The organism is Streptomyces sp. NPDC007896 (assembly GCF_042959425.1).
Taxonomy (GTDB): Bacteria; Actinomycetota; Actinomycetes; order Streptomycetales; family Streptomycetaceae; genus Streptomyces.
Map to the genome: position 1 here is coordinate 725,078 of NZ_JBIBKX010000002.1, position 20,306 is coordinate 745,383.

A 20,306-nucleotide genomic window follows, 5' to 3' on the forward strand; every position below is an offset into this window, starting at 1 on the left:
TGGATCATCACGCAGACCGGTGGGCACGCGTTGCGCGGCCCCCCTGTCGCACACCTCTCCCGTGCCGTATATGTCCCGAATGCGGCCCGAAAGACCGCCCTACGTCGACGGAATGAGCTACGGACACGCGAACGGGCCGCGGAGTCCCAGGGATTCCGCGGCCCGCTGCCGCGAGCAGGTCGGAGCAGGTCAGGGAGGGGTCGGGCCGGTCAGGAGCCCAGGCTCGCCGTCGGCAGTCCCGACGGGAGCTGACCGCCCTCGGCCTTCGTGTACGACTCCTTGCCGAGCTTCCCCGACCAGGTGACCTTCAGTGTCGTGCTGTTCACGGAGTCGACCATGCCCGTCGCGCGGTCCTTGTTCCCGTCCGTGCACTTGAGGTGGATCATCTGCATGCCCGCCTCGTCACCGGCGGTCCCGGTGCACACGGTGCCGCCCGTCGTGAAGAGCCCGGCCTGCTTGCCGGTGATCACCAGCGCCACGGCCTTGCCGCCGGTCGTGGCCACCCAGCTGCCCTCCAGCTTGCCGGCGGCGGTCGACGGAGTGCCCGAGCCGCTGCCCGTGCCGACCGTCCCCGAGGCGGACGCGCCGGGACTCGCGGACCCGTTCCCGGAGCCCGACCCCGAGTCGCTGCTGCACCCGGTCAGAGCGAGGGTGCCCGCCAGACCCGCGGCCAAGGCCATGGCCGCGCCCCGGGTCCGCCGACGCGGAAGGGTCGCCGAAGTCGCCGATGTCACTGAAGCCCCCAAGGGTGATGGTGTCGCTGGGGTCGCCGGAACGACCGCAGCAAGCTATCAGCCGCACTCGCGAACACCCTGAGCGTGACATCGGGAGAACTTACGAATCTTCTGAGGGAGTCGTCGGGTCATGGCTCCGAGCGGGCGTCGGGTCATGGTTCCGAGGGGGTGTCGAGTCACCGTTCCGAGGGAGTTGGCGAGGCATCGGGAGTGCCTCGCCGGCACCGTCGGGCGCGACGCGCTACCAGGATGACTGACGCGCTACCAGGATGACTTGCGAACACCCGGCAGGAATCCCGCATGCGCCTGCTCCCGCAGATTCACCCGGGACAGCCCGAAGGTGCGCAGGTAGCCGCGGGGGCGGCCGTCCACGCTGTCGCGGTTGCGGACGCGGGTGGCGCTCGCGTCGCGCGGCTGGCGGCGCAGTTCCTCCCGCGCGGCGGCCCGTTCGGCCTCGGTCGAGGACGGTCGGCGGAGGATCTCCTTCAGCTCGGCCCGCCGCGCCGCGTACCGGGCGACGACCTCCCGGCGTCGCTCGTTCTTCGCGATCTTGCTCTTCTTCGCCATCAGACCCTCACCCCGCGGGCCCGGATCCTGGCCACGGCCGCCTCGACGCCGATCGCGTCGATGGTCTTGATGCCCTTCGCGCTCAGCCGCAGCCGTACGTGACGGCCCTCGCTCGGCAGCCAGTAGCGCTTGCGCTGGACGTTCGGGTCGAAGCGGCGGGACGTGCGCCGGTGGGAGTGGGAGATGGAGTTGCCGAAGCCCGGCGTGGCGCCGGTCAGCATGCAATGCGCGGACAAGGGTGACGCACCTCTCTCTGAGACGTCTTGGAAATGGGAGTCGTTTTCATTAAGATACCAGCCATGGCACGCAACGAACTCCGTCCCGTCATCAAGCTCCGGTCCACGGCCGGGACCGGCTTCACGTACGTCACCCGCAAGAACCGGCGCAACGACCCGGACCGGATGACCCTGCGCAAGTTCGACCCGGTCGTCGGTCGGCACGTCGACTTCCGAGAGGAGCGCTGACCGTCATGCGCGAGGGAACCCACCCGGAGTACGGCCCCGTCGTCTTCCGCGACCGCGCCGCGAACCACGCCTTTCTCACCGGCTCGACGCTCGCCGCCACGGCGGGGGAGAAGACGATCGAATGGGAGGACGGCCACACCTATCCGGTGGTGGACGTCGAGATCTCGAACGTGAGCCACCCCTTCTACACGGGCAACGCGCGGGTGCTGGACACCGCGGGCCGGGTGGAGCGTTTCGAGCGCCGGTACGGAGCGGTCGGTAACGCGCTTGGCGAGGCGGGCGCCCAGGCGGGCGGCAAGCGCGGCGGTGCCGGCTGATGCCGTCCTCGCACCTCTCCGTCGTGATCGTCGGCGGCCTGCACGCGGATGCGCGGCGGGCCGCCGTCGCACGGCTGCTCGCCGACGTTCCCGGCAGCGTCGCCCTCCACCACGACCTGGAGACGGCCGCGGCGGGCACGGTCGTCCGTACGATCCGGGACGCCAACGGCATCGTGTCGGCGGGCGAGACCCCGCTCGTCAACGACTGCGCGTGCTGCGCGCTGCGCGAGGATCTGGTGCCGGAGCTGTGGCGCCTCGCGGATGCGGGCCTGACGAGCCTCGCCGTCGTCGAACTGTGGGACTCGGTCGAGCCCAAGGCCATGGCCGAGGTCGTCGTGGCGGGCGGGCTCCGGCTGACCTCTGTGATCACGGCCGTCGACCCGGCCCTGCTCCTGCCCTACCTCGCCAACGGCGACGACCTCGCCGAGGTCGGCCTCGCCGCGGCCGCCACCGATCGGCGCACGGTCGCCGACACCTTCGCCCGCCAACTGGAGTACGCCCCCGTCCTCGCCGTCGCCGCCTCGGAACAGGCCGACGACGAGGACCGCGCGCTGCTGGTCCAACTCCATCCCACGGCCCGCCAGGTCCCGATCGACGAACTCGACGTGACGGGTGGTGAGGCCCGGGAAACCAACTGGTTCGCGCCGGCCCGGACCCCGGCCGCGGGCTGGACCCCACCGGGATGGGACGCGGACCCCGTCGACACGAAGGACACCGCTCCGGCCGACCCGCTCGGCCCGAGTGCGACTGACGCACCGAGCGGGGGCGGGAGCCCGGGCGTGGCCGCCGGGCCGGACAGCGCCCCCGGTGCGAACGGAACCGACGGCGCCGACACGGCTGCCGATACGGGTGCCGGCACCGGCGCCCGTGGTCTGGGGGCCGGCCCCGCTGCGGGCCGTGCCGGACCCCGGTCCGAGGGAACCGGCTCCGCACTCGTCGACGCCGCGTTCGCCGGGTTCGACGTCGAAGCCGCGGCCGCGGCCCAGCACCCGGCCTGTGCGCTGCTGCCGGCCGAGGCCGACGAGGCCGGTGTCGGCACGCTCGTATGGCATCGGCGACGACCGTTCCACCCCGAGCGGCTGTACGCGGCGCTGGAAGACCTGACCTGCGCGGCCGCGCGCAGCCGGGGGCGGTTCTGGCTCGCCGACCGGCCCGACACCCTGCTGCACTGGGACGCGGCCGGAGGCGCGCTCTGCGTGGAGAGCGCGGGCCCCTGGCTCGCCTCGCTCCCGGACGCCGCGTGGGACATGGTCCCGCCCGTCCGTCGCGCCGCCGCCGCGCTCGACTGGCACCCGGAGCACGGCGACTGCTGCCAGCACCTCGTCTTCACCTCGCCGGGGCTCGACCGCGAGGGGCTCGAACTGCTCCTGGAGTCCTGCCTGTTGACCGACGCCGAGTACGCCGCGGGCCCCGCCGCCTGGAAGCGACTCCCGCCCGCCTTCGACTCCCTCCTGGAGGTCTGACCCATGGCCCGCAAGCCGGAACGCAAGCCCGCCGCCAAGTCCCGCCCCAACCCGCTGGACCGCGACGGGATCACGTACATCGACTACAAGGACACCGACCTGCTGCGGAAGTTCATCTCCGACCGCGGCAAGATCCGCAGTCGTCGGGTCACCCGGGTGACCGCGCAGCAGCAGCGGATGCTCGCCCGCGCGATCAAGAACGCGCGTGAGATGGCGCTGTTGCCGTACTCCGGCACCGGCCGCTGATCCCAGCCGGCCGACACGCTTCATACGTAGGAGGGAACCTCAGCCCGTCCAGGCCCCGGCCGACCACATGGACACCGAAGCCGAGGCCGAGACTGAACCCGGCGGCGGCAAGTCATGAACCCTGTCGCGGGCAGGGACCTGCCCCCCCCGTTCCGGAGGGCGATCCGCCTCTCTGGCACCGTTGACGTGCGGATTCTCGCGTACGAGCCGGAACGGATGTCGTGCGTCCGGTGGGCCGACGCCGATCCGGTGACCCCTCCGGATTGGGCCATTACGTGAACGTTGAAACTCGAAGGGCCCGGTACGCGTCTCTTCTTAGTGCATGAGGGATTCGACCCGGACGACCCTGCACGGATGATGGGGCGGAAGATCATGCACGGGGGCTGGAGATCGCATGTCATGCGTTCTCCGGGGCAGACGCTGGACCAGACGCAGCCCGGCGAGTACCAGGCAGTAGTCGGGCGGTCAACACGCCGTAGTCAAATGGCGGTAAAAGCTGTAACCGTGGGACCACCCCCCGTGCACGTGCATCTGCCCATGCATCTGCACATGAACAGAGCTATGATCCGGGGCAGTTGGCCACTGCATCAATGGCCACATCGGCCACTGCACGACCGGGGAGCGACCTGTGGACCACGACGTGTACGACGTGGATGACCTGGATGACGTGTACAACGGCATGGCTGCGACCGAGCTGACCGGGGTGGCCTGGCAGAAGAGCAGGCACAGCAACTCGCAGGGCTCCTGCGTGGAGTTCGCGAGGCTGCCCGGTGGCGACGTGGCGGTGCGGAACTCGCGGTTCCCGGAAGGGCCCGCGCTCGTCTACACCCGCGCCGAGATCGAAGCCATGCTCCTGGGCATCAAGGACGGCGAGTTCGACCACCTGATCGCCGGCTGACGTGAGTCGGCGTCACACGCCTGGACGCGCATTCGAGTGGGGTAACCGGCATAACTGACCGCAACTGCCTTCTCGCGGCGCGTAACGCGCGTAGAACCGCGGCGCCAAAAAGCGCCGCGGTTCTCTATTCGGTCGAAACCCCGCCGACGGCCGGCTGCGGAAGCCGGAACAGCGCCCATACGACCTTGCCGCTGAGCGTGCCCGCGAGCGGGTGCCAGCCCCAGCTGTCGGCGAACGAGTCGACCAGGAACAGGCCGCGGCCCGACTCCGCCGAGAAGTCCTCCGAGTCGCCCGCGACCGGGCTGTCGTGACTGGGGTCGCGCACCGCGCACACCAGACGTGAGGTCCACCGCATCAAGTGCAGCCGCACGGGCGGGCCTTGGTCGTCCGAACGGGGTGTGTCCGAGGGCAGGGCGTGCCGCAGCGCGTTGGTCACGAGCTCGGAGACCACCAGGCAGACGTCGTCGAAGCGCTCGCCGATGTCCCACTGGTCCAGCGTTCTGCGGGTGAACTGCCGAGCTTCGCGCACCGCTTCGTAGCGCGCCGGCAGGGCGCAGGAAGCGGCGTTGGACACGGCCGCGGGGTCGAGCGGCGGAAGTCCCTGCCGTAAGGGCTCGAGCATGGTCGATCCATTCGTCCCCATGCGAGGCACTCCCGGGTGTTCGCGGTCGTTGCGATGCAGCGGTGGCGCGAGGACCATGGTTCCGAATGCGTACAGCAGATGCAAGGGCAGATGCACGTGCACGCGCCCGAATTAGACCTTCCTCCACCCTTTCTTGGTCATTTCTTCTGTCACCTTCTTCCCGCTTGTTGACCCTCTACTGATCTTTTCCTGCGTGGCCCCTTTGGAGTCTTTCCGTTTCTGTAACTGAACGAGTACTGCTTGAAGTGTTTTAGTGGCAGACTTCGGCCCTTGAAGACGGTTGGGGAGGCGGACGAACGTGAGCGCTGGTGAGTCGAGCGGCTCGGTGGTGCGGCGCATGCTGCTGGGGTCACATCTGCGGCGCCTGCGGGAGTCGCGCGGAATCACCAGAGAAGCGGCCGGTTACTCGATCCGTGCCTCCGAATCGAAGATCAGCCGCATGGAGTTGGGACGGGTGAGCTTCAAGACGCGCGACGTCGAGGACCTGCTGACGCTGTACGGCATCACCGACGAGGCCGAGCGCACGTCGCTCGTCTCCCTCGCCAAGGAGGCCAACGTCGCGGGCTGGTGGCACAGTTACTCGGACGTGCTGCCCAGCTGGTTCCCGACCTACGTCGGCCTGGAGGGTGCGGCCCATCTGATCCGGTCGTACGAAGTCCAGTTCGTGCACGGTCTGTTGCAGACGGAGGCCTACGCCCACGCGGTCGTCGCGCGCGGCATGCGGGGCGCCTCGCCCGCCGACATCGAGCGGCGCGTCGCGCTGCGCCTGGAGCGGCAGAAGTACCTCGTCTCCGAGAAGGCCCCGGAGTTCCACATCGTCCTCGACGAGGCCGCGCTGCGCCGCCCGTACGGCGACCGCGAGGTGATGCGGGGGCAACTCCAGCATCTGATCGAGGTGTCGGAGCGTCCCAACGTACGACTTCAGGTCATGCCGTTCAGCTTCGGCGGCCACTCGGGCGAGAGCGGTTCCTTCACCATTCTGAGCTTCCCGGAGTCCGACCTGTCGGACGTCGTCTATCTGGAGCAGCTCACCAGCGCGCTCTACCTGGACAAACGCGAGGACGTCACCCAGTACGAGGGCGCGCTCAAGCAGTTGCAGCAGGACAGCCCCGGGCCCTCCGAGAGCCGCGATCTGCTGCGGGGACTGCTCCAGCTCTCCTGATCTTCTCCTCACCGCCTCCGGCGAGTCTTCACAGTCTGTTCGCCTGTGAGTCTTCGTGGACTCTTCGGAGGTGCTCTCCAACTCCCTTTGGACACAAGTACGATGACGTCTGATCAGACGTTAATCGGATGTGTCTGCTGCCTCAGACTCGGATGTCTGCCTCGGCAGCAAGGGGATTGAGGGAGCACATGTCGTCCTACTTCACCGACTTGGCCCAGCAGTACATCGACGGCGAGTGGCGCCACGGCACCGGCTCCTGGGACATCATCGATTTCAACCCGTACAACGGCGAGAAGCTGGCGTCGATCACCATAGCCACGGTCGACGAGGTCGACGAGGCCTACCTCGCCGCCCGGCGCACCCAGAAGGAATGGGCCGCGACCAACCCGTACGCCCGTCGCGCCGTCTTCGAGAAGGCCCTGCGCATCATCGAGGAGCGCGAGGCCGAGATCACCGAGGTGATCATCGCCGAGCTCGGCGGCACCCACCTCAAGGCGGGCTTCGAGCTCCACCTCGCCAAGGAGTTCCTGCGCGAGTCGATCCAGCTGGCGCTGCGTCCCGAGGGCAAGATCCTCCCGTCGCCGATCGACGGCAAGGAGAACCGCCTCTACCGCGTCCCCGTCGGCGTCGTGGGCGTGATCAGCCCCTTCAACTTCCCCTTCCTGCTCTCCCTGAAGTCCGTCGCGCCGGCCCTGGCGCTCGGCAACGGCGTGGTCCTCAAGCCGCACCAGAACACCCCGATCGTCGGCGGCTCCCTGGTGGCGAAGATCTTCGAGGACGCGGGCCTGCCCGGCGGTCTGCTCAACGTCGTCATCACCGACATCGCCGAGATCGGCGACGCCTTCATCGAACACCCCGTCCCGAAGGTCATCTCCTTCACCGGCTCCGACAAGGTCGGCCGCCACGTCGCCACCGTCTGCGCCTCGCACTTCAAGACCGCGGTGCTGGAGCTCGGCGGCAACAGCGCCCTGGTGGTCCTCGACGACGCGGACATCGACTACGCCGTCGACGCGGCGGTCTTCAGCCGGTACGTCCACCAGGGCCAGGTCTGCATGGCCGCCAACCGCGTTCTCGTGGACCGCTCGATCGCGGACGAGTTCACCGAGAAGTTCGTCGCCAAGGTGAAGACGCTGAAGGTCGGCGACCCGAGCGACCCCCAGACGATCATCGGCCCGGTCATCAACTCCTCCCAGGCGGACTCGCTCACGGGCACGGTCGACCAGGCGATCGCCGAGGGCGCCACGGCCCTGGTGCGCGGCGCCACCACCGACAACCTCGTCGAGCCGACCGTCCTGACGGACCTGCCCGCCGATTCCTCCATCCTCCGGCAGGAGATCTTCGGCCCGGTCGCGCTCCTCGTCACCTTCGACGGCGAGGAGGAGGCGGTACGCATCGTCAACGACACCCCGTACGGGCTCAGCGGCGCCGTGCACACCGCCGACGTCGAGCGCGGTGTCGCCTTCGCCAAGCAGATCGACACCGGCATGTTCCACGTCAACGACGGCACCGTCCACGACGAGCCGCTGGTCCCCTTCGGCGGCGAGAAGCACTCCGGCATCGGCCGCCTCAACGGCGAGACGACCGTCGACGCCTTCACCACCCAGAAGTGGATCTCGGTCCAGCACGGGCGCAGTTTCTTCCCGTTCTAGGGGTTCTTCCGTTCGGAGACTCTTCGTCGCCATCGGGCCCTTGCGGACAGAAGCTGACCGCAAGGGCCCGTACGTTCGTCGGTGTCAGGCAGAGGATGCCAGGCAGGCAGACCGATGAAAGGCGGCGATCATGGTTACTCACGTTTCGGCGGAGACTCCCGGCGACGAGCGCGGAGCACTGCTCTCCTTTCTGGAGGCCGAGCGCGGCGGGATCCGCCGGGCCCTGATCGGCCTGACGCCGGAACAGGCCACGAGCAGGCCGAGCGCGAGCGAACTGTCCCTGGCCGGACTGCTCAAGCACGTCGCCGAGACCGAGCAGGCCTGGATCGCCCGCGCCAAGGGCGAGCCGCCCGCCGTCGAGCGGGACGAGTCGACCTGGCACGAGTGCTTCGCGCTCGTCGGCGACGAGACCGTCGAGTCGCAGCTCGCGTACTGGGAGAAGGTCGCCGCCGAGACGGAGGCGTTCATCCGCTCGTCGCCCAGCCTCGACGAGACCTTTGCACTGCCCGAAGCGCCCTGGTTCCCCCGGGAACGGGTCTCGATGCGCTGGGTGGCGCTCCACCTGATCCGCGAGACGGCCCGGCACGCCGGCCACGCCGACATCATCCGCGAGTCCCTGGACGGCGCCACCGCCTTCGAGCTGGTCGCCCGCGCGGAGGAGGGTTGACGTACGCGCCCTCATCTGCCCCATAACCTGGACCCCATGTCAGCGATCCGTCTCCTGGTGCTGGGTGCCGTCCGCCAGCACGGGCGGGCCCACGGCTACCAGGTGCGCAACGACCTCGAGTACTGGGGCGCGCACGAGTGGTCCAACGCCAAGCCCGGCTCGATCTACCACGCGCTCAAGCAGATGGCGAAACAGGGACTGCTGCGCGCCCACGAGATCGCCCCGTCCACGGCGGGCGGCCCGCCGCGCACCGAGTACGAGATCACGGACAAGGGCACCGAGGAGTACTTCACGCTGCTGCGCCGGTCGCTGACCGCGTACGACCAGAAACCGGACATCCTCTCGGCCGCGCTCGGCTTCATGGTCGACCTCGGCCGTGCGGAGGCCCTCGAACTCCTCCAGAAGCGGGTGCGCGCCATCGAGGAGTGGCGCAAGTCCGTCACCGGGTACTACACCCCCGAGGACGGCCCCGGACAGCTCGGCCACATCGGCGAGATCATGAACTTCTGGGTCCACTCCGCCGACTCCGGCGCACAGTGGACCCGGGGCCTGATCGAGCGCATCCGGGGCGGCGCGTACACCTTCGCCGGGGAGGGCCGGCCCTTCGTCGGCGTCCTGGTGGACGGCGAGGACAACCCGTACGCGACGGGAACCCCGCACCCCGGCGACCAGGAGTAGCCACGCCCTCCGCCGGACAGGGCCTAGTGGTGGAAGCCGGTCGCCGCCTCCTTGTCCTGGGTCAGCGGATGCGGCAGCTTGCGCAGTTGGGGCACCAACCGGCTCAGGTCCTCGATGAACAGGTCGGCGAGATCCACCGAGAAGCCGTTGCGGCACACCACACGCAGGACGGACAGGTCCTCCCGGTTGGCCGGGAAGGTGTACGCGGGCACCAGCCAGCCGCTCTCCCGCATGCGCCGGGACACGTCGAAGACGTCGTACGCGGTCACATGCGGTGCCGTGGTGAAGGCGAAGACGGGCAACTCGTCGCCCCGGGTGAGGAGTCGGAAGTCCTCCAGCGCCTCGATCCGCTCGGCGAGCCCGCGAGCCAGGTCTCTGGTCGTCTGCTGAACGGCCCGGAAGCCGTCCCGGCCCAGCCGTAGGAACGTGTAGTACTGCGCCACGACCTGCGCGCCCGGGCGGGAGAAGTTGAGGGCGAAGGTCGGCATGTTGCCGCCCAAGTAGTTGACCCGGAAGACGAGTTCCTCGGGCAGCTCCGCCTCGGTCCGCCACAGCGCCCAGCCGACGCCCGGGTAGACCAGCCCGTACTTGTGGCCCGAGGTGTTGATCGAGGACACGCGCGGCAACCTGAAGTCCCAGACCAGGTCCGGGTCGAGGAAGGGGGCGATCATCGCGCCGGACGCGCCGTCGACATGGACGGGAATGTCCAGGCCCGTACGCTCCTGGAGCTGGTCGAGGGCCGCGCACAGCTCGGCGATCGGCTCGTACGACCCGTCGAAGGTGGAGCCGAGGATGCCGACGACCCCGATGGTGTTCTCGTCGCACAGCTCGGCCGCCGCCTGAGGGTCGAGGTGGAACCGGTCGCCCTCCATGGGCACCTGGCGTGCCTCGACCTCCCAGAAGTTGCAGAACTTCTCCCAGCACACCTGGACGTTCACCCCCATCACGAGATTGGGGCGTGCTCCGGGGTAGCGGTCCGCGTTCCGCCGCATCCAGCGGCGCTTCAGCGCCATGCCGGCGAGCATGCACGCCTCGCTCGATCCGGTCGTCGAACAGCCGACGGTGGACGTCGGATCCGGCGCGTTCCACAGATCCGCGAGCATCGCCACGCAGCGCCGCTCCAGCTCGGCGGTGCGCGGGTACTCGTCCTTGTCGATCATGTTCTTGTCCTGGCACTCGGCCATCAGCACCCCGGCCTGCGGTTCCATCCAGGTGGTGACGAAGGTGGCGAGATTCAGCCGCGCGTTCCCGTCCAGCATCAGGTCGTCGTGGACGACCTGATACGCCGTGTTGGGCGGCAGCGGGCCGTCGGGAAGCCGGTGCTTGGGCGGGGCCTCCGTCATGCCCCCGACCGGATTCGCCTCCCCGAAGAAGGGGTTGACGGACACCGGTCGCTCGTCGGGCTTCTCGGGACCTTGGTGGAGCGGCATGGGATCTCCTGTCGAGTCGGCGGTCGGAGGGCCCTACTGGTTGATCGGAGGGTCCTACTGGTTGAGCGGATCGGGGGTCCTACTGGTTCATCGGATCGGAGGGGCGTGCCGGTTCACCGGATGGGGCTCCCGTCGGCGCGCAGCTGCATCTGCGGGCGTCCGGTGACGATCAGCCAGGCCGGTACCGAGGCCAGCACCAGCAGGGGCAGCACGGCCGGCTGGGCCACCAGGACGGCCGCCGTGAACAGACTGATCCAGCCCTGCCGGGTGACGGCCAGGAGCACACCCAGGACCGCGCACACCACGGCGAGCGTGGGATCCACCTGCGGTACCAAAGCGTGCGCGCACAGCCCGAGAGCTACCCCGGCGAACACGGAGGGAAAGATCCGGCCGCCGCGGAAGCCGCACGAGGTGGCTACCAACAGCGCGGCCAGCTTCACCACGAACATCGACGCGAACCGTCCCGCCGACCAGCCCTCCGGGTTCGCGGCGAGGGTCTTCACCTCGTCCAGGCCCTTGAAGAGCGTCAGAGGCCCGCCCAGCGCCCCCAGCAGCCCCAGGACGAGACCGCCCACGGGAATCGCCACCATGGGGTGTCCGAGCCGGGAGAAGACGCCGTGGACGTACGGAAGGGCGCACACCGCGGTCATCCCGATCGCCGCGGCCGCCGAGGCGACCACCAGGGCGCTCAGCAGGTCGCCCCAGTGGGGGCCCGCGTAGGCGGGCAGCGCGAGGTCGAAGCTCGGGTGCTCCAGCAGCACCATGGTCAGCGCGCCCGTGCCACCCGCGAGCAGCGGTGGCAGCAGCCGGTCCCACAGGGCGCCGGGCCCCGGCTGCCCGGCCAGCACCTCGGAGAAGATCAGCGCGGCGGCCACCGGCGTGCCGAACAGGGCGCCGATCGTGCCCGCGACCGCCAGGCCCACCCACAGCCCCACGGCGGAGCCCGGGATCACCCGGGTGCCGAGCCAGTAGGCGAGGGCCACGTTGACGGCCGTGATCGGGTTCTCGGGGCCCAGGCTCACCCCGCCCGCCAGCGTCAGGACGGTGGCGACGAGCAGCCCGGGCAGAACGCGGGGCGGCAGGGGAGCGTCGACCAGGCCCGTGGTCGCCGGATCCGGGCCCGCGTGCCCCGGCACCTTCCACACCACCAGACCCACCGCGACGCCGGTCGCCGTGAGCATCACGACCATCCACAGCACGGAGTAGCGGCCCACGCCCAGTGCGTCCGGAAGGGTCTCCCACAGGACGTCCTTGAACCGGTCGGCGAGCAGGCTGACGCCCAGCAGGACGAGCGCCGTGGCCACACCGACCACCACGGAGGGGACGATCAACGGCAGCAGACGCCGTAAGGGGGTCGCCGTGGACGCATCGGTGCTCACGGCCACACCCTAAGCGGGCAAAAGCGGCACAACATCCCGAGGTGTGCGCTTCGGTACCCCGGGAATTCCGGCTTGCACCTCACGTGGCGTGAGGGCTGATGGTGGGACGCGTACCGAGGAAGGAGCGGAAGTGGGCTACTCAGTGGGCCAGGTCGCCGGTTTCGCCGGGGTCACGGTGCGCACCCTGCACCACTACGACGAGATCGGCCTGCTCGTGCCGAGCGAGCGCAGCCACGCGGGGCACCGGCGTTACAGCGACGACGACCTCGACCGGCTGCAACAGATCCTGTTCTACCGGGAGCTGGGCTTCCCGCTCGACGAGGTCGCGGCCCTGCTCGACGACCCGGAGGCGGACCCGCGCGCGCATCTGCGCCGCCAGCACGAGCTGCTGACCGCCCGGATCGAGAAGCTGCAGAAGATGGCCGCGGCCGTGGAGCACGCCATGGAGGCACGCACGATGGGCATCAACCTCACGCCCGAGGAGAAGTTCGAGGTCTTCGGGGACAAGGATCCCGAAGAGCACGCGCAGGAGGCCGAACAGCGGTGGGGCGGCACGGCGGAGTACGCCGAGTCACAGCGCCGCGCCGCCCGCTACACCAAGGAGGACTGGCAGCGCGTCCAGGCCGAGGTCGCCTCCTGGAGCGAGCGCTACGACGCCCTCATGGAAGCGGGCGAACCCGCGACCGGCGAGCGGGCCATGGACATGGCCGAGGAACACCGGCAGCACATCGTCAAGTGGTACTACGACTGCTCGTACGAGCTCCACGGCTGCCTCGGCGCGATGTACGTGTCGGACGAACGCTTCAAGGCGTACTACGACTCCATGCGCCCGGGTCTCGCCGAGCACCTCAGGGACGCGATCACGGCGAACGCGGCCCGGCACTCCCAGGAAGCCTGACGGTGGGGCGGTAAGGGGCACCCGCCGTGGCGGGTGCCCCTTACTGGATTCCGGATCTGCGGCCGGTCGCGCCCTACTCCTTCACCAGGACCACCGCGGTGCCGTAGGCGCACACCTCCGTGCCCACGTCCGCCGCCTCGGTCACGTCGAACCGCATCATCAGCACGCCGTTCGCCCCCCTCGCGCGTGCCTGCTCGACGAGCCGTTCCATGGCCTGGTTGCGGGTCTCCACGAGGGTCTTGGTGAGCCCCTTGAGTTCACCGCCGATCATCGACTTCAGACCCGCGCCGATCTGGCTGCCCAGATGCCGGGAGCGCACGGTGAGACCGAAGACCTCGCCGATGACCTGCTGGACGCGGTATCCGGGTGCGTCGTTCGTCGTCACGACCAGGACGTCCGACTGAGGTCCCTGGCCGCCTCCGTATTCCTCGATGCCCATGGTCCACAGCTTTGTCCCAGGGGGCACACAGTGCATCCTGGGGGCACTGGTGGAACCTGGCACGGACACTGTGCGTTGATAGCTTTGGCCGACAGTACTGATGTACTGCCGTACTGCCGTCCCAGGACCGCCGTACTCTTCCTTCACCCCTCAGGAGCCCGGAACCGTGACGACGCTTGCCCTTGGTCCAAGCTGGCTGGATCCGAACACGCTCCTGGACAACTTCGGCATCTGGGGCCTGCTGCTCATCGTCTTCGCCGAGTCCGGCCTGCTGATCGGATTCTTCCTGCCGGGTGACTCGCTGCTGTTCACCTGCGGTCTGCTGATCACGTCGAACCAGCTCGACTTCCCGCTGTGGGCGGCCGTCGCCCTGATCTGCGTCGCCGCGGTCCTCGGCGACCAGGCGGGTTACCTGTTCGGCAAGAAGGTCGGCCCCTCGCTCTTCACCCGCCCGGACTCCCGCCTCTTCAAGCAGGAGAACGTGGTCAAGGCCCACGAGTTCTTCGAGAAGTACGGGCCCAAGTCCCTGGTCCTCGCCCGCTTCGTGCCCATCGTGCGCACCTTCACGCCGATCATCGCGGGCGTCAGCGGCATGAAGTACCGCTCCTTCCTCACCTTCAACATCATCGGTGGTGTCCTGTGGGGCGCCGGCGTCACGTTGCTCGGCTCCTGGCTCGGCAAGATCGACTTCGTCAAGAACAACATCGAGGCGATCCTGATCCTGATCGTCCTCGTCTCGGTGATCCCGATCGCCATCGAGTTCCTGCGGGCGCGCTCCAAGGCCAAGAAGAACCCGCCGGCGCCGGAGGCCCCGCAGGGCCCGGCCGCCTACCAGCAGCAGCCCACGGCCCCCGTCATGGACGACGCGACCCGCCCGCTGCGCATGCACCAGCCCCAGCAGAGCCAGGACCCGTACCAGCAGGACCCGTACCAGCAGGACCGGCACCAGCAGGACCAGTACGCCCAGGGCTACCCGCAGCAGCAGCCGTACGGCAACCAGGACCAGGGTTACTACCAGGGCCAGGGCTACGACCAGAATTACGGTCAGAGCTACGACCCGAACTACGACCCCAACTACGATCAGGGCCAGGGCTACCCGCCCCAGCAGGGTTACCCGCAGCAGCAGCCTTACGGCAACCAGGACCAGAGCTACCAACAAAACCCGTACGGCAACTGAGCGCCCCGAAAGGGCCGCGGGCTGTGACATATGCGGCTCCGCCGCGTGGGCGCGATCAGCCACAACAAGCCCGTAGCCGCCGCCCGACAGCAGCGTCCGAGTTCGTAGGCACCCGGCGCTCAGAACCCCCGCGTCCGCTTGGCAGCCCTTCGTCCCCCGGTGGAGCCCCCCGGCACCCGCAGGAACAGCCGCGAGATCTCCGACCCCAGGTTCACACCGATGGCGATGGCCATGGCGAGCGCCGCGGCCTTGGAGAGCGAGACCAGCCCCTTGTCGACGTTGCTCTGGGCGATCGACAGCAGCCCGAAGTAAGTGGCCGACCCTGGGAGCAGGGGCCCTATCGCGGCGGTCGTGTACGGCAGCGCGGACGCGAACCGGTAGCGGGACAGCAGCTGCCCGAAGAGGCCCACCAGGCCCGCCGCGACGGCGGTGGAGGCGACCGGTGAGATACCGCCCGGGTAGTGCATCGCCCCGTACACCGACCAGGCGACGCCTCCGTTGAGGGTCACCGCGAGCACCGTGGATCGTTCCTGCTGGAGCAGGACCGCGAAGGTCAGCGACAGCAGCATGGCGGCGGCGATCTGCACCAGGGGCCGCTCGGAGATGCTGAGAGCCTGGTCCGGATTGAGCGCGGCGCCGAACTTCACGCCGAAATAGAGCACGATGAGGACGCCGACGATGATGCCCACGAAGAGGTACATGACCTCCAGGAGGCGCGCGGACGCGGTGATGTAGAAGCCGGTCAGTCCGTCCTGGACGCCCGCGACGAGCGCCCGCCCGGGCAGCAGCGCGAACAGTCCACCGGTGATCACCGCGGAGGAGTTCGTGTCGACGTGCGCGAGCTGGAGTGCGACCCCTATCGCGGCCGGCGGCATCGCGGCCACCGTGAACTGGTAGAACTCCGGCAGCCCGCGGCCCGCGCAGAGCCAGGCCAGCCGGTCGCCCAGCATCGCGCCGAGCGCCGCGGCGACGAACACGATCGCGTCACCGCCCACGAGCACCGAGGCCGCACCCGCCAGCAGCCCGGTGCAGCCGGTCAGCACCCAGCCGGGATACGGGTGCCGGTTGCGCCGCATCTCCGCGAGGCGCCGGTAGGCCTCCTCCAGGGAGAACGTGGTCTCCGGGTCGCTGAGGTCGTCGACGAGCCGGTAGACGGCCGCGAGCCGCGTGTAGTCGGTGCCCCGGCGGCGTACGGTCCGGGAGGCCGTCACGGGATCGTCCACCAGGGACGGCTGGTGCGAGATCGACAGCAGCGTGAAGGTGACGTTCGGTTCGCAGCGGTCCAGGCCGAACGAGCGGCAGACGGCGAACATCGCCGTCTCCACGTCCTCGGCGCCCTCACCGCCCGCGAGCAGCAACTCGCCGATGCGCAGCGTCAGGTCGAGCACGCGGGGGACGGCCGGGCCGGCCTCGTCCTCCTTGTGCAGCAGTTCGGGTGCCGGACGCTCGGCCACCGGCATGCGCAGCATCGTGCGCATCCGGTCCTGCCAGGGCACGTCCTTGGTCAGGCTGACCACGGGGACGCCGGTCGCCGGTGTGAAGGCGGGCGGGGCGTGCTTCGCGCTGTAGGTGCGCGGGGTGCTGAACGCCGACCCCTCGGACTCGGCGCCGGCCGTCTCGGGCGGCACGAGCCCCTTGGGGACCGCGAACTCCGACGTGGTCCCCGATTCGTCCTCGACCGCCGGTGCCACGCCGTCCGGCTGTGCGAAGGCACTCCTCGCCTCGTCCGACTGCGGTTTGCGGTCCTCCGCCTCCGTCACCCACCACTCCCGCTGTTGCCGACCGTGCACCTCCCGTACGCCCCAGTATGCGCACGGATACGCGAACGGGCCGCGCCACCCCAGGAGGGGTCACGCGGCCCGCGGGGCTCAGGGGGGATCAGTGACCGCCCTGCTCCTTCAAGCGCTTGTAGGAACGCTCGATCTCGGCCTCGGCCTCCGCGCGGCCGACCCAGTTGGCGCCCTCGACGGACTTGCCGGGCTCGAGGTCCTTGTAGACCTCGAAGAAGTGCTGGATCTCCAGGCGGTCGAACTCCGACACGTGGTGGATGTCCCGCAGGTGCTCCACGCGCGGGTCGTGCGCCGGGACGCACAGCAGCTTGTCGTCGCCGCCGGCCTCGTCCGTCATACGGAACATGCCGATCGCGCGGCACTGGATGAGGCAGCCCGGGAAGGTCGGCTCGTCCAGGATGACCAGCGCGTCCAGCGGGTCGCCGTCCTCGCCGAGGGTGTTCTCGACGAAGCCGTAGTCGGCCGGGTAGCTGGTCGAGGTGAAGAGTCGACGGTCCAAGCGGATCCGACCGGTCTCGTGGTCCACCTCGTACTTGTTCCGCGAACCCTTCGGAATCTCGATCGTGACGTCGAACTCCACCGGTGGCTCCTCCATGATCAACACATAGTTCTGGTGATTAAGTGTCCCTCACGCAGGTGTGTGATCGCGAAAGGGGCTGGTGGTCGTGCCAGAGCTGAAGGCTTGGCGGGCCGCGAGACCGCATGTGGTGCGGATCAAGCGGACCGTGCAGCCGCACGTGACGCGGGTCGCGCAGGCCGTGCAGCCGCGTGTGACGAGGGCTGCGCAGTCCGTGCGACCGCATGTGGCGCGGGCCGCTCAAGCCGTGCGGCCGCGTTCCGTGAAGTTCACGACCCCGCAGCTCACAGCCGTCGCCGCCACCGCGGGCCTGGCACTCGCGGCCGGGGCGGTGGCCTTGGTCGGCCCCTGGGACTCCTCCGGTCAGCGTACGGCCGAGCGTGACTGGGCCGCATCGCGAGAAGGGGAGGGTGGCACAGATCACGGACGTAGTTCCGATACGTCCCCCGCGGCGCCGAAGCCCGCGCCCAGCGCCGCCTCCGTACTGATCGGTCTCGGCGGCTCCACCGTCTCGGTGCCCGCACCCGCTCAGAAGGCCCTCACGAACACCCTCGACCGGCTTCTGGGCGACCCCGCGCTCGGCGGGCGACGTACGGCCGTGGTCGTCGACGTGGCGACCGGCAAGAGGCTGTACGGCAAGGGCGCCGACGACGCGCAGACCCCGGCCTCCACCACGAAGATCGCCACCGCGGTCGCCGCGCTCTCCGCGGCGGGCGCCGACCACCGTATCGAGACCCGCGCGGTCCTGGAGCCCGGCACCAAGGAGGTCGTGCTCGTCGGCGGTGGCGACCCCACGCTGACCGCCCGCAAGGAGGCGGCGGGCTGGGCGAGCCTGCGCACCCTGGCCGACGAGACGGCGACCGCCCTGAAGGCCCGTCATCTGACCGAGGTGACGCTCTCGTACGACACCTCGCTCTACACCGGTCCCGCCCTGCACCCCATCGGCACCAACCCCAACCTCGCGCCGGTCAGCGCCCTGATGGTCGACGAGGCCCGCACCGACGACTCGGCCAGCGGCCCGGTCACCCGCGCCGCGGACCCGGCGGCGGACGCGGCCGGGAAGTTCGCGCAGCTGCTGGAGGCCAAGGGCATCAAGACGGCGACTCCCGGCCCCTCCAAGGCGACGAACCGCTCGCAGTCCCTCGCCTCGGTCTCCTCGCCGCCCCTGTCCGCCCTCATCGAGCGGATGCTGACGAACAGCGACAACGACATCGCGGAGGCCATGGCCCGCCAAGTCGCCCTCGCCACCGGCCGACCGGCCGACTTCGATGGCGGCGCGGCGGCGATCGACGCCGAGCTGAAGAAGCTCGGACTCCCGCTGTCCGGCGCGCACTTCACGGACGGCAGCGGTCTGAACCGGGACGACAGGCTGACGGCGGACCTGCTCACGGCCCTCCTGGTCAAGGCCGGTGACCCCGCCCGCCCCGAACTCCGGCCCATCCTGACCGGTCTGCCGGTCGCGGGCTTCACGGGCACCCTCAGCGACCGCTACGCCGACGACGCGTCCGGCACCGGCCTCGTACGCGCCAAGACCGGCACGCTGACCGGGGTGAACACCCTGGCGGGCACGGTCGTCGACGCCGACGGCCGCCTGCTGGCCTTCGCCTTCCTGGCCTCCGACACGACCGATCCGTCGGCGGCGCAGTCGGCCCTGGACCGCACGGCCTCGGCACTGGCGGGCTGCGGCTGCCGTTAGGACCGGCCCGGCCGGATCCCGGGCAACGCCCGTACCACGAGCCCCGTACGCCCCGGAGCACGGGCGTATCCGGCGCCGTACCCCTCACCGCACTTGGGCCCGCTCACGTACGGTTGACGCATGACGAGCATCGGTGGTGCCGAGATGGTCGACTGGAATCTCGCGGTGGCGACCGCGACACGGCTTGTGCGGCCTGGCCCCGAGGTGAGCCGCGACGAGGCCCGAGAGGTCGTCGCGGAGCTGCGCCGGCATGCGAAAGCCTCGGAGGAGCACGTCCGGGGCTTCACTCGTATGGGCACGGAGGACATCCACGACACCCCCATCCTCGTGGTGGACCGCCCGGGCTGGGTCCGGGCGAACGTCGCGGGGTTCCGGGAGCTCCTGAAACCCCTGCTGGACAAGATGCAGGAGCGGCGGGGGACCACCCCGGGCGGAGCAGTCCTCGGCGCCGTCGGCGGCAAGGTCACCGGCGTGGAGCTGGGCATGCTGCTGTCGTTCCTGTCGTCGCGCGTCCTCGGGCAGTACGAGACCTTCGCCCCGGCGACCAGGGAACTCCCGGCGGGTGAGAACGGCGGCGGCAGGCTCCTCCTCGTCGCGCCGAACATCGTCCACGTGGAGCGCGAACTCGACGTGGAGCCCCACGACTTCCGCCTGTGGGTGTGTCTGCACGAGGAGACGCACCGTACGCAGTTCACGGCCGTGCCCTGGCTGCGCGACCACCTGGAGGGCGAAATCCAGTCTTTCTTGGGCGAGACCGAGGTCGACCCCATGACGGTCCTGGAGCGCATCAGGGAGGCCGCCCAGTCGCTCGCGGGCGGCCGTCCCGAGGGTGAGGAGGACGACGGGGGCCGGTCTTTGGTCGAGATCGTGCAGACGCCTGCCCAGCGGGAGATCCTCGGCCGCCTCACCGCCGTGATGTCCCTCCTGGAGGGCCACGCGGACTTCGTGATGGACGGTGTGGGCCCGGACGTGGTCCCGTCCGTGGGCGAGATCCGCGAGAAGTTCCAGCAGCGCCGGGCCAAGGGGGCCTCGCGACTGGACCTCGCCCTGCGCAAGCTGCTCGGTTTGGACGCCAAACTGAAGCAGTACAGGGACGGTGAGCGGTTCGTGCGCGCGGTCGTCGACCAGGTGGGCATGGACGGCTTCAACCGTGTGTGGACTTCCCCGAACACCCTCCCGACCAAGACGGAGATCGCCAAACCGGCGGACTGGGTCGCGCGGGTGCACCGCAAGGCGGAGTCGTGAACCCTACGGCAAGGTCGTGAAACGAATTCGGCCGACGGCAGGTGAACGCCCCTCCAATCACCCGTCCGAGGGACCGTGAGCCAACGGTAGGCGTGCAATGCTCGGGGAACGGCCCGTTTCTGTCACCATCTACACACTCTGTGTGACCAGACTCGGGCTCACCCCCCGAAAACTTCATGAAGGGAAC

At 69.6% G+C, this 20,306-nt stretch carries 22 protein-coding genes; 13 read left to right on the forward strand and 9 right to left on the reverse strand.

The window, feature by feature from the left end; genetic code table 11:
- Positions 1–209 precede the first annotated feature (209 nt).
- The 3 genes from ACFZDJ_RS10745 to rpmB form a co-directional block, all read right to left on the reverse strand.
- The gene (locus tag ACFZDJ_RS10745) at positions 210–680 is read right to left on the reverse strand and encodes a hypothetical protein (RefSeq protein WP_390934307.1); all 471 of its coding nucleotides are present in this window, start codon (positions 678–680) and stop codon (positions 210–212) included.
- Between the two features lie 315 nt (positions 681–995).
- Positions 996–1,301 (reverse strand): 30S ribosomal protein S14, encoded by a 306-nt coding sequence (gene rpsN, locus ACFZDJ_RS10750; protein ID WP_060899625.1) that lies wholly within the window; start codon positions 1,299–1,301, stop codon positions 996–998.
- A complete protein-coding gene (rpmB, locus tag ACFZDJ_RS10755; protein WP_391057760.1) occupies positions 1,301–1,537 on the reverse strand; it encodes a 50S ribosomal protein L28 in 237 nt (78 codons plus the stop codon). The genes rpsN and rpmB overlap by 1 nt, the downstream gene beginning before the upstream one ends.
- Positions 1,538–1,600: 63 nt before the next feature.
- Here rpmB and rpmG point away from each other — a divergent pair, with 63 nt between their 5' ends.
- The 5 genes from rpmG to ACFZDJ_RS10780 all read left to right on the forward strand — a co-directional run bounded on the left by rpmG (position 1,601) and on the right by ACFZDJ_RS10780 (position 4,689).
- On the forward strand, positions 1,601–1,765 hold the full coding sequence (rpmG, locus tag ACFZDJ_RS10760) for a 50S ribosomal protein L33 (protein WP_053669727.1): 165 nt from the start codon (positions 1,601–1,603) through the stop codon (positions 1,763–1,765).
- Positions 1,766–1,770: 5 nt separating this feature from the next.
- The gene (locus tag ACFZDJ_RS10765) at positions 1,771–2,082 is read left to right on the forward strand and encodes a type B 50S ribosomal protein L31 (protein ID WP_390934309.1); all 312 of its coding nucleotides are present in this window, start codon (positions 1,771–1,773) and stop codon (positions 2,080–2,082) included.
- Positions 2,082–3,545 (forward strand): GTP-binding protein, encoded by a 1,464-nt coding sequence (locus ACFZDJ_RS10770; RefSeq protein WP_391057764.1) that lies wholly within the window; start codon positions 2,082–2,084, stop codon positions 3,543–3,545. Before ACFZDJ_RS10765 ends, ACFZDJ_RS10770 begins: the two co-directional genes overlap by 1 nt.
- Before the next feature lie 3 nt (positions 3,546–3,548).
- Positions 3,549–3,791, forward strand: a complete 243-nt coding sequence (rpsR, locus tag ACFZDJ_RS10775; RefSeq protein ID WP_190171232.1) for a 30S ribosomal protein S18 — start codon at positions 3,549–3,551, stop codon at positions 3,789–3,791.
- A gap of 628 nt (positions 3,792–4,419) precedes the next feature.
- A complete protein-coding gene (locus ACFZDJ_RS10780) occupies positions 4,420–4,689 on the forward strand; it encodes a DUF397 domain-containing protein (protein ID WP_060896084.1) in 270 nt (89 codons plus the stop codon).
- A gap of 124 nt (positions 4,690–4,813) precedes the next feature.
- On the opposite strand, the gene ACFZDJ_RS10785 is transcribed toward ACFZDJ_RS10780, so the two are convergent.
- Entirely contained in the window at positions 4,814–5,311 is a 498-nt protein-coding gene (locus ACFZDJ_RS10785) for an ATP-binding protein (protein WP_101399875.1), read from the reverse strand.
- Positions 5,312–5,669: 358 nt separating this feature from the next.
- Here ACFZDJ_RS10785 and ACFZDJ_RS10790 point away from each other — a divergent pair, with 358 nt between their 5' ends.
- The 4 genes from ACFZDJ_RS10790 (at position 5,670) to ACFZDJ_RS10805 (ending at position 9,488) form a co-directional block, all read left to right on the forward strand.
- The gene (locus ACFZDJ_RS10790) at positions 5,670–6,494 is read left to right on the forward strand and encodes a helix-turn-helix transcriptional regulator (RefSeq protein WP_054237466.1); all 825 of its coding nucleotides are present in this window, start codon (positions 5,670–5,672) and stop codon (positions 6,492–6,494) included.
- A gap of 188 nt (positions 6,495–6,682) precedes the next feature.
- A complete protein-coding gene (locus ACFZDJ_RS10795) occupies positions 6,683–8,143 on the forward strand; it encodes an aldehyde dehydrogenase family protein (protein ID WP_391057767.1) in 1,461 nt (486 codons plus the stop codon).
- 130 nt (positions 8,144–8,273) lie between these two features.
- Complete coding sequence (locus ACFZDJ_RS10800; RefSeq protein WP_391057769.1) at positions 8,274–8,810, forward strand: DinB family protein; 537 nt, start codon at positions 8,274–8,276, stop codon at positions 8,808–8,810.
- Positions 8,811–8,846: 36 nt separating this feature from the next.
- Entirely contained in the window at positions 8,847–9,488 is a 642-nt protein-coding gene (locus ACFZDJ_RS10805) for a helix-turn-helix transcriptional regulator (RefSeq protein WP_391057772.1), read from the forward strand.
- 23 nt (positions 9,489–9,511) lie between these two features.
- On the opposite strand, the gene ACFZDJ_RS10810 is transcribed toward ACFZDJ_RS10805, so the two are convergent.
- Together ACFZDJ_RS10810 and ACFZDJ_RS10815 are read right to left on the reverse strand one after the other, a co-directional pair.
- Entirely contained in the window at positions 9,512–10,918 is a 1,407-nt protein-coding gene (locus ACFZDJ_RS10810) for a glutamate decarboxylase (RefSeq protein ID WP_391057775.1), read from the reverse strand.
- A gap of 113 nt (positions 10,919–11,031) precedes the next feature.
- Positions 11,032–12,297 (reverse strand): ion channel protein, encoded by a 1,266-nt coding sequence (locus tag ACFZDJ_RS10815; protein ID WP_391057778.1) that lies wholly within the window; start codon positions 12,295–12,297, stop codon positions 11,032–11,034.
- Positions 12,298–12,427: 130 nt separating this feature from the next.
- Here ACFZDJ_RS10815 and ACFZDJ_RS10820 point away from each other — a divergent pair, with 130 nt between their 5' ends.
- The gene (locus ACFZDJ_RS10820) at positions 12,428–13,195 is read left to right on the forward strand and encodes a TipAS antibiotic-recognition domain-containing protein (RefSeq protein ID WP_391057781.1); all 768 of its coding nucleotides are present in this window, start codon (positions 12,428–12,430) and stop codon (positions 13,193–13,195) included.
- A gap of 73 nt (positions 13,196–13,268) precedes the next feature.
- On the opposite strand, the gene ACFZDJ_RS10825 is transcribed toward ACFZDJ_RS10820, so the two are convergent.
- Positions 13,269–13,634, reverse strand: a complete 366-nt coding sequence (locus tag ACFZDJ_RS10825; RefSeq protein WP_384919056.1) for a YbjQ family protein — start codon at positions 13,632–13,634, stop codon at positions 13,269–13,271.
- A gap of 166 nt (positions 13,635–13,800) precedes the next feature.
- Here ACFZDJ_RS10825 and ACFZDJ_RS10830 point away from each other — a divergent pair, with 166 nt between their 5' ends.
- Positions 13,801–14,811 carry a VTT domain-containing protein gene (locus ACFZDJ_RS10830; protein ID WP_391057784.1) on the forward strand — a complete coding sequence of 337 codons (1,011 nt, stop codon included), beginning with the start codon at positions 13,801–13,803 and terminating at the stop codon, positions 14,809–14,811.
- A gap of 119 nt (positions 14,812–14,930) precedes the next feature.
- On the opposite strand, the gene ACFZDJ_RS10835 is transcribed toward ACFZDJ_RS10830, so the two are convergent.
- Together ACFZDJ_RS10835 and ACFZDJ_RS10840 are read right to left on the reverse strand one after the other, a co-directional pair.
- Complete coding sequence (locus ACFZDJ_RS10835) at positions 14,931–16,571, reverse strand: threonine/serine exporter family protein (RefSeq protein ID WP_390934318.1); 1,641 nt, start codon at positions 16,569–16,571, stop codon at positions 14,931–14,933.
- Positions 16,572–16,689: 118 nt separating this feature from the next.
- On the reverse strand, positions 16,690–17,181 hold the full coding sequence (locus ACFZDJ_RS10840; protein WP_054237475.1) for an inorganic diphosphatase: 492 nt from the start codon (positions 17,179–17,181) through the stop codon (positions 16,690–16,692).
- Between the two features lie 79 nt (positions 17,182–17,260).
- Here ACFZDJ_RS10840 and dacB point away from each other — a divergent pair, with 79 nt between their 5' ends.
- Entirely contained in the window at positions 17,261–18,874 is a 1,614-nt protein-coding gene (dacB, locus tag ACFZDJ_RS10845) for a D-alanyl-D-alanine carboxypeptidase/D-alanyl-D-alanine-endopeptidase (RefSeq protein WP_391057787.1), read from the forward strand.
- Positions 18,875–18,994: 120 nt separating this feature from the next.
- On the forward strand, positions 18,995–20,119 hold the full coding sequence (locus ACFZDJ_RS10850; protein WP_168509973.1) for a zinc-dependent metalloprotease: 1,125 nt from the start codon (positions 18,995–18,997) through the stop codon (positions 20,117–20,119).
- The last annotated feature ends 187 nt before the right edge of the window (positions 20,120–20,306 follow it).

Excerpts from the sequence above, each read along its gene's own strand:
- ACFZDJ_RS10850 (WP_168509973.1), top strand. The coding sequence starts at position 18,995 with ATGACGAGCATCGGTGGTGCCGAGATGGTCGACTGGAATCTCGCGGTG.
- rpsR (WP_190171232.1), top strand. The coding sequence starts at position 3,549 with ATGGCCCGCAAGCCGGAACGCAAGCCCGCCGCCAAGTCCCGCCCCAAC.
- ACFZDJ_RS10745 (WP_390934307.1), bottom strand. The coding sequence starts at position 680 with ATGGCCTTGGCCGCGGGTCTGGCGGGCACCCTCGCTCTGACCGGGTGC.
- rpmG (WP_053669727.1), top strand. The coding sequence starts at position 1,601 with ATGGCACGCAACGAACTCCGTCCCGTCATCAAGCTCCGGTCCACGGCC.
- rpsN (WP_060899625.1), bottom strand. The coding sequence starts at position 1,301 with ATGGCGAAGAAGAGCAAGATCGCGAAGAACGAGCGACGCCGGGAGGTC.
- ACFZDJ_RS10795 (WP_391057767.1), top strand. The coding sequence starts at position 6,683 with ATGTCGTCCTACTTCACCGACTTGGCCCAGCAGTACATCGACGGCGAG.
- ACFZDJ_RS10825 (WP_384919056.1), bottom strand. The coding sequence starts at position 13,634 with ATGGGCATCGAGGAATACGGAGGCGGCCAGGGACCTCAGTCGGACGTC.
- ACFZDJ_RS10800 (WP_391057769.1), top strand. The coding sequence starts at position 8,274 with ATGGTTACTCACGTTTCGGCGGAGACTCCCGGCGACGAGCGCGGAGCA.
- ACFZDJ_RS10765 (WP_390934309.1), top strand. The coding sequence starts at position 1,771 with ATGCGCGAGGGAACCCACCCGGAGTACGGCCCCGTCGTCTTCCGCGAC.
- ACFZDJ_RS10790 (WP_054237466.1), top strand. The coding sequence starts at position 5,670 with ATGCTGCTGGGGTCACATCTGCGGCGCCTGCGGGAGTCGCGCGGAATC.
- ACFZDJ_RS10810 (WP_391057775.1), bottom strand. The coding sequence starts at position 10,918 with ATGCCGCTCCACCAAGGTCCCGAGAAGCCCGACGAGCGACCGGTGTCC.
- ACFZDJ_RS10805 (WP_391057772.1), top strand. The coding sequence starts at position 8,847 with ATGTCAGCGATCCGTCTCCTGGTGCTGGGTGCCGTCCGCCAGCACGGG.
- ACFZDJ_RS10785 (WP_101399875.1), bottom strand. The coding sequence starts at position 5,311 with ATGCTCGAGCCCTTACGGCAGGGACTTCCGCCGCTCGACCCCGCGGCC.
- ACFZDJ_RS10770 (WP_391057764.1), top strand. The coding sequence starts at position 2,082 with ATGCCGTCCTCGCACCTCTCCGTCGTGATCGTCGGCGGCCTGCACGCG.